The organism is Polaromonas sp. P1_G2, from assembly GCF_056405515.1.
Window position 1 is genome coordinate 1 of sequence record NZ_JBFUBY010000344.1, and the last position, 4,390, is coordinate 4,390.

Annotated in this window: 6 protein-coding genes; 4 read left to right on the forward strand and 2 right to left on the reverse strand. The window is 66.3% G+C overall.

The window, feature by feature from the left end; all coding sequences use genetic code 11:
• Positions 1 to 420: 420 nt before the first annotated feature.
• Positions 421 to 876, reverse strand: a complete 456-nt coding sequence (locus AC1D0P_RS23115) for a flagella synthesis protein FlgN (protein WP_477678882.1) — start codon at positions 874 to 876, stop codon at positions 421 to 423.
• A 58-nt stretch (positions 877 to 934) separates the two neighbouring features.
• Positions 935 to 1,657 (reverse strand): flagellar basal body P-ring formation chaperone FlgA, encoded by a 723-nt coding sequence (gene flgA / locus AC1D0P_RS23120; protein ID WP_477678883.1) that lies wholly within the window; start codon positions 1,655 to 1,657, stop codon positions 935 to 937.
• Positions 1,658 to 1,946: 289 nt separating this feature from the next.
• On the opposite strand from flgA, the gene flgB reads away from it, so the two are divergent.
• From flgB to AC1D0P_RS23140, 4 genes are all read left to right on the forward strand, one after another.
• A complete protein-coding gene (gene flgB / locus AC1D0P_RS23125; RefSeq protein ID WP_477678884.1) occupies positions 1,947 to 2,351 on the forward strand; it encodes a flagellar basal body rod protein FlgB in 405 nt (134 codons plus the stop codon).
• Between the two features lie 41 nt (positions 2,352 to 2,392).
• Positions 2,393 to 2,809 carry a flagellar basal body rod protein FlgC gene (gene flgC, locus AC1D0P_RS23130; RefSeq protein ID WP_477678885.1) on the forward strand — a complete coding sequence of 139 codons (417 nt, stop codon included), beginning with the start codon at positions 2,393 to 2,395 and terminating at the stop codon, positions 2,807 to 2,809.
• 37 nt (positions 2,810 to 2,846) lie between these two features.
• On the forward strand, positions 2,847 to 3,512 hold the full coding sequence (locus AC1D0P_RS23135) for a flagellar hook assembly protein FlgD (RefSeq protein ID WP_477652258.1): 666 nt from the start codon (positions 2,847 to 2,849) through the stop codon (positions 3,510 to 3,512).
• Positions 3,513 to 3,644: 132 nt separating this feature from the next.
• Positions 3,645 to 4,390, forward strand: a 746-nt coding sequence (locus AC1D0P_RS23140; RefSeq protein WP_477678886.1) for a flagellar hook protein FlgE, incomplete at its 3' end; no start/stop codon positions are given.

Below are 4,390 nucleotides of genomic sequence, written 5' to 3' on the forward strand. Positions count from 1 at the left end.
CCTCCGCTCCTCGGCGCATCCACAAGGGGTGGGGAAGGAATACCAATACCTAAGAAACAAGGACTCGCCACGGCGAGTCCTTGTTKGTATTTATCTTCTTTGTCTTTCTRTCTTGTCCCCGCTCCCGATTGCCCCGTCCTGGCTGGGCCGAGGAGCKCAGAGACAAGCGGATCAGGGCCGGCGTTGTYTGAGCCGAAGGCGAGTTTAGCCGGACCCCGCTTGGCTCGAGCACCGCAGGTTGCCCGWAGCGAAGCGTAGGGACCCAGACTGCGGGTCGCCTTTTCTTTGGTGACTTTCTTTTGGCGAAGCAAAAGAAAGTTACTTGCTGCCGGCAACCCGGCCAGCAACCCTCAGAGGAGAGCGCCCCGCCGGAGCAAGACCGGCTTATCCCTTCCCCAGCGGGGATGAAGCAATAGCGGTTCAGCCGACCGCGAGCCGGTTGCCACTACCACCCGACTGGTGCGTCCCATCCGGCCCATACAGCGGCTGGCCGCCGGCCTTGAGGAAATTCAGGGTCTGGCGCGTGAAGTCCAGGTGGGTGTGGACCATCACGCCGTTGCGGTGATTCAGTGCATGGGCTTCGGCCGCGCGCGCCAGCACCTGCTGCCAGGCGCTTTTGAGCGCGGCATCGCCGGCGGCCGCCGCGGCATCGGCGCCGCTGCGCCCGGGGCCGTAACCCAGGGCCAGCTGCTGCGCCTCGCGCCGCCGCCCTATCAGGGTGATCTGGTCGGCCAGGTGGGACTTGCGCTCGGCCAGCCCGGGCAGTTCGGCGAACGCGCCTTCGGTCATGGCCTGGGCTTCCTGCACCAGCAGTTCAAGGAACAGGCCTGTCGCGGCATGCTCCCGGTGCAGCAGGTTGAGCAGGGCGCCGCTCATTTTTTCTCTTCAGCCAGCAGGTCGCGCACAGGGTTCATTTGAAAAAAACAGCGGAAATTCAGTGGACCCGTTCCACCGTGCCGTCGGCCAGGGCGATGCCGCTGACCAGCTGGCCGCCGGCCGTCTTGACCTGGACCAGGGCCCCGGCCGCCGCGCTGGCCATGGCCTTGCCTTCGGTGCTGACGGTAAAACCGGCGCCGCGCGTGCGCAGGCGCACGTTCTGGCCCTGCTGCACCGCGATGGCGGCGCGCAGCGATTCACGCCGCAGCGGCGCGCCCGAGGCGATGCTGTTCAGGGCCGTGACGCCGTCGAACTGGGCGGCCTCCACGACCACGCCGCGCGGCAGGGCCGTGAGGTCGCCTTCGCGCACGGCGGCGTCGGCCGGCGTGAGCACTTGCCCCGCGCTGAGGGGCCTGGCCGCGACGTAGTAATTGCCGTGCACGGCGACGTAAGCCGGCACATAACGTGTCCAGGGCTGGCCCGCACTGCAGCGCACGCCGACCGACACCCGGCCCCAGAGCCGCGCGCCGCCGGGCAGAAAGGGCTCGAGCGCATCGCAGGGCGGTAGCGCGCCGGACATCGGCGTGTCTATGGTGATCACCACGCGGCCCGGCAGGCCCGCGGCCTGCTGCTGCAAGAAGTTCTCGATCACGGGGCGCGCGTCGCCGGCCAGGGGCGCCGGGTGCGGGCCCGCGGCCTGCGCCGGCAGGCTGAATGCGGCAAGGCTTGCGAGCACCAGGGCGAGGCAGGTCGCGAACCGTGTCGGCAGTGTGGTGGGCACGGGCATCTTGGTGAGGTCTTTGAATGGCTTGCCTTGATTCTAGGAATCGGCAGCGCTGCCCAAGGCTTGAAGTGCGCGGCAATCCACCTGTTGTTCATGCGATTGAAAAACACCCATCGGGAGTGCAATGCGTAACTTGGAATGCATGCCTCTGCGATACGCCGGAAGCTCTGAATTGGGCGATGAAACGCCGTCTGTTCCGCAGATTGCGAAAGCGGGGCCTTCCTACAATTTTGCTCAAAGGCGGCACCGCGCTTGATGCGTGCGCCGCAACGACGGAGAAACGGACATGATGGACAAACTGGATTCGGCACTGCGCTTCCACCAGGAGGCGCTGAGCCTCAGGGCGCGGCGGCAGGAAGTGCTGTCGGCCAACATCGCGAACGYGGACACGCCCAACTACAAGGCGCGCGACTTCGACTTCAGCAGCCGCCTCACGGAGGCGGTGGAGCGCGGCCGCCAGTCCATGTCGATGACGATGTCGACCACCTCGGCGCGCCATCTGCCCGGCGAGGCGCATGCCTCCGGCGAGGGCGAGCTGCTGTACCGCACGCCCGCGCAGTCCAGCATCGACGGCAACACGGTAGAGATGGACATGGAGCGTGTCAACTTCGCCGACAACGCCATGCGCTACGAAGCCAACCTCACGCTGCTGGACGCCAAGATCAAGTCGCTGCTGGCGGCGGCCCAGTAAGCCGCTCCCTCTCACTCACACACAAGAAAAAGGTCAAAGCCATGGCGGATTTCAACAGCTCCAGCGGCATCTTCGCGATCGCCGGTTCCGCCATGACGGCGCAATCCCAGCGCATGAACGTGGCGGCCAGCAACATGGCCAATGCCGACAGCGTCGCCGGCCCCGACGGCCAGCCCTACCGGGCGCGCCAGGTGGTGTTCGAGACCATGCCCGTGCCAGGCGATGCGATAGGCGGCGTGCGCGTCTCGCGCGTGATCGAGGACCAGTCCCCCTTTCGCATGGTGCACGACCCGAAGAATCCCGCGGCCAATGCGGAAGGTTATGTGTCCATGCCCAACGTGAACCCGGTGGAGGAGATGGTCAACATGATCTCGGCCTCGCGTTCCTACCAGGCCAACGTCGAGGTGCTCAACACCGCCAAGACGCTGATGCTCAAGACCCTGACCGTCGGCCAGTAAGCGCCACGCACCGCATTCCACACACAGGAGAAGATTGATGGCCGTGAACGCCCCCGCCGCATCCGACGCCGCCAACGCGCTGAACAAGCTGACATCCCAGCAGGGCTCCGCCGCAGACAGCGAGCAGCGCTTCCTCAAGCTGCTGGTCACGCAGCTGAACAACCAGGACCCGCTGAACCCGCTGGATAACGCCCAGCTGACCTCGCAGCTCGCGCAGATGAGCACCGTCAGCGGCATCGAAAAACTCAACGGCGCGGTGCAATCGCTGCTCGCGCAAAGCGGCTCCAGCCAGGTGCTGCAGTCGGCCGCGCTGATCGGCCGCACCGTGCTGGTTCCTGGCAAGGACGTGGCGCTCAAGGACGGCGTCCCGGAGAAGTTCGGCATCGACCTGGCCGGCGCCGCCGACTCGGTGACCGTCAGCGTGAAGAACGCCGCCGGCGAGACCGTGCGCACTTTCGACCTGGGCGCGTTGCCGCCCGGCGTGAAGATGGTCGACTGGGACGGCAAGACCGGCACCGGCGCCGCCGCGCCGGACGGCGCCTACACCCTCAGCGTGACGGCCAAGGCCGGCAAGGAAGACGTGCAGTCCCTGGCGCTGACCTACGCCAAGGTGGCGAGCGTCGCGCAGGTCTACGGCGGCGCCTCGCTGGACCTGGGCGCGGGCCGCAAGGCCGGGCTGGACGAAGTCCGCCAGGTGCTCTGATTTTTTCTGGATTCCTGCCACCGATTTTTTTTGATCCGGGCGCAGCCGCCCCTTTGACTTTTACCTTCAACCGCCCGCAAGCAATCAAGCAAGCAATCAAGCAAGCAATCAACCGAACAAAAAGGAAACACCATGGGTTTCGCACAAGGGGTGAGTGGCCTGAACGCCTCCGCCAGCAATCTCGACGTCATCGGCAACAACATCGCCAACTCCGGCACGGTGGGTTTCAAGTCGGGTAACACGCTGTTCTCCGATGTCTACGCGGGCTCCCGCGTCGGCCTGGGCACGCGGGTCGCCGCCGTAGTGCAGAACTTCAGCGCGGGCGCGGTGCAGAGCAGCACACGCGGGCTGGACGTCGCCATCGTCAACGGCGACGGTTTCTTCCGCATGGCCAGCCCCAGCGGGGAGATCATGTATTCGCGCAACGGCCAGTTCGATCAGGACGCAGACGGCTTCATCGTCAACGCGGGCGGCCTGCGCCTGACCGGCTACCAGCTCTCGGCCAACGGCACGGTGGCCGGCGGAACCCCGGGCCCGCTGCAGCTGCCCACCGCGGCCATGGCGCCCAAGGCCACACAAAGCATCGTGTCGCAGTACAACCTCGATTCGCGCAGCACGGTTCCCGTCGCCACGCCTTTCGACGCCAACAACTCGTCCACCTACAGCTATTCCAACCCGGTCAAGGTCTACGACTCGCTGGGCAACTCCCATGAGGTGGCGACCTTCTTCGTGAAGACCGGCCCCAACGCCTGGAGCGTCTACGCCACGGCCGACGGCTACCCGCTGAACGCGGCGGGCGCCATGCTCGCCGCGCCCACGCCGGCCGGCCCGCCCGTCGTCGCCAACAGCGCGCCGCTGGCCACCGGCACCTTGAGCTT

Excerpts from the sequence above, each read along its gene's own strand:
- AC1D0P_RS23135 (WP_477652258.1), top strand. The coding sequence starts at position 2,847 with ATGGCCGTGAACGCCCCCGCCGCATCCGACGCCGCCAACGCGCTGAAC.
- flgC (WP_477678885.1), top strand. The coding sequence starts at position 2,393 with ATGGCGGATTTCAACAGCTCCAGCGGCATCTTCGCGATCGCCGGTTCC.
- AC1D0P_RS23115 (WP_477678882.1), bottom strand. The coding sequence starts at position 876 with ATGAGCGGCGCCCTGCTCAACCTGCTGCACCGGGAGCATGCCGCGACA.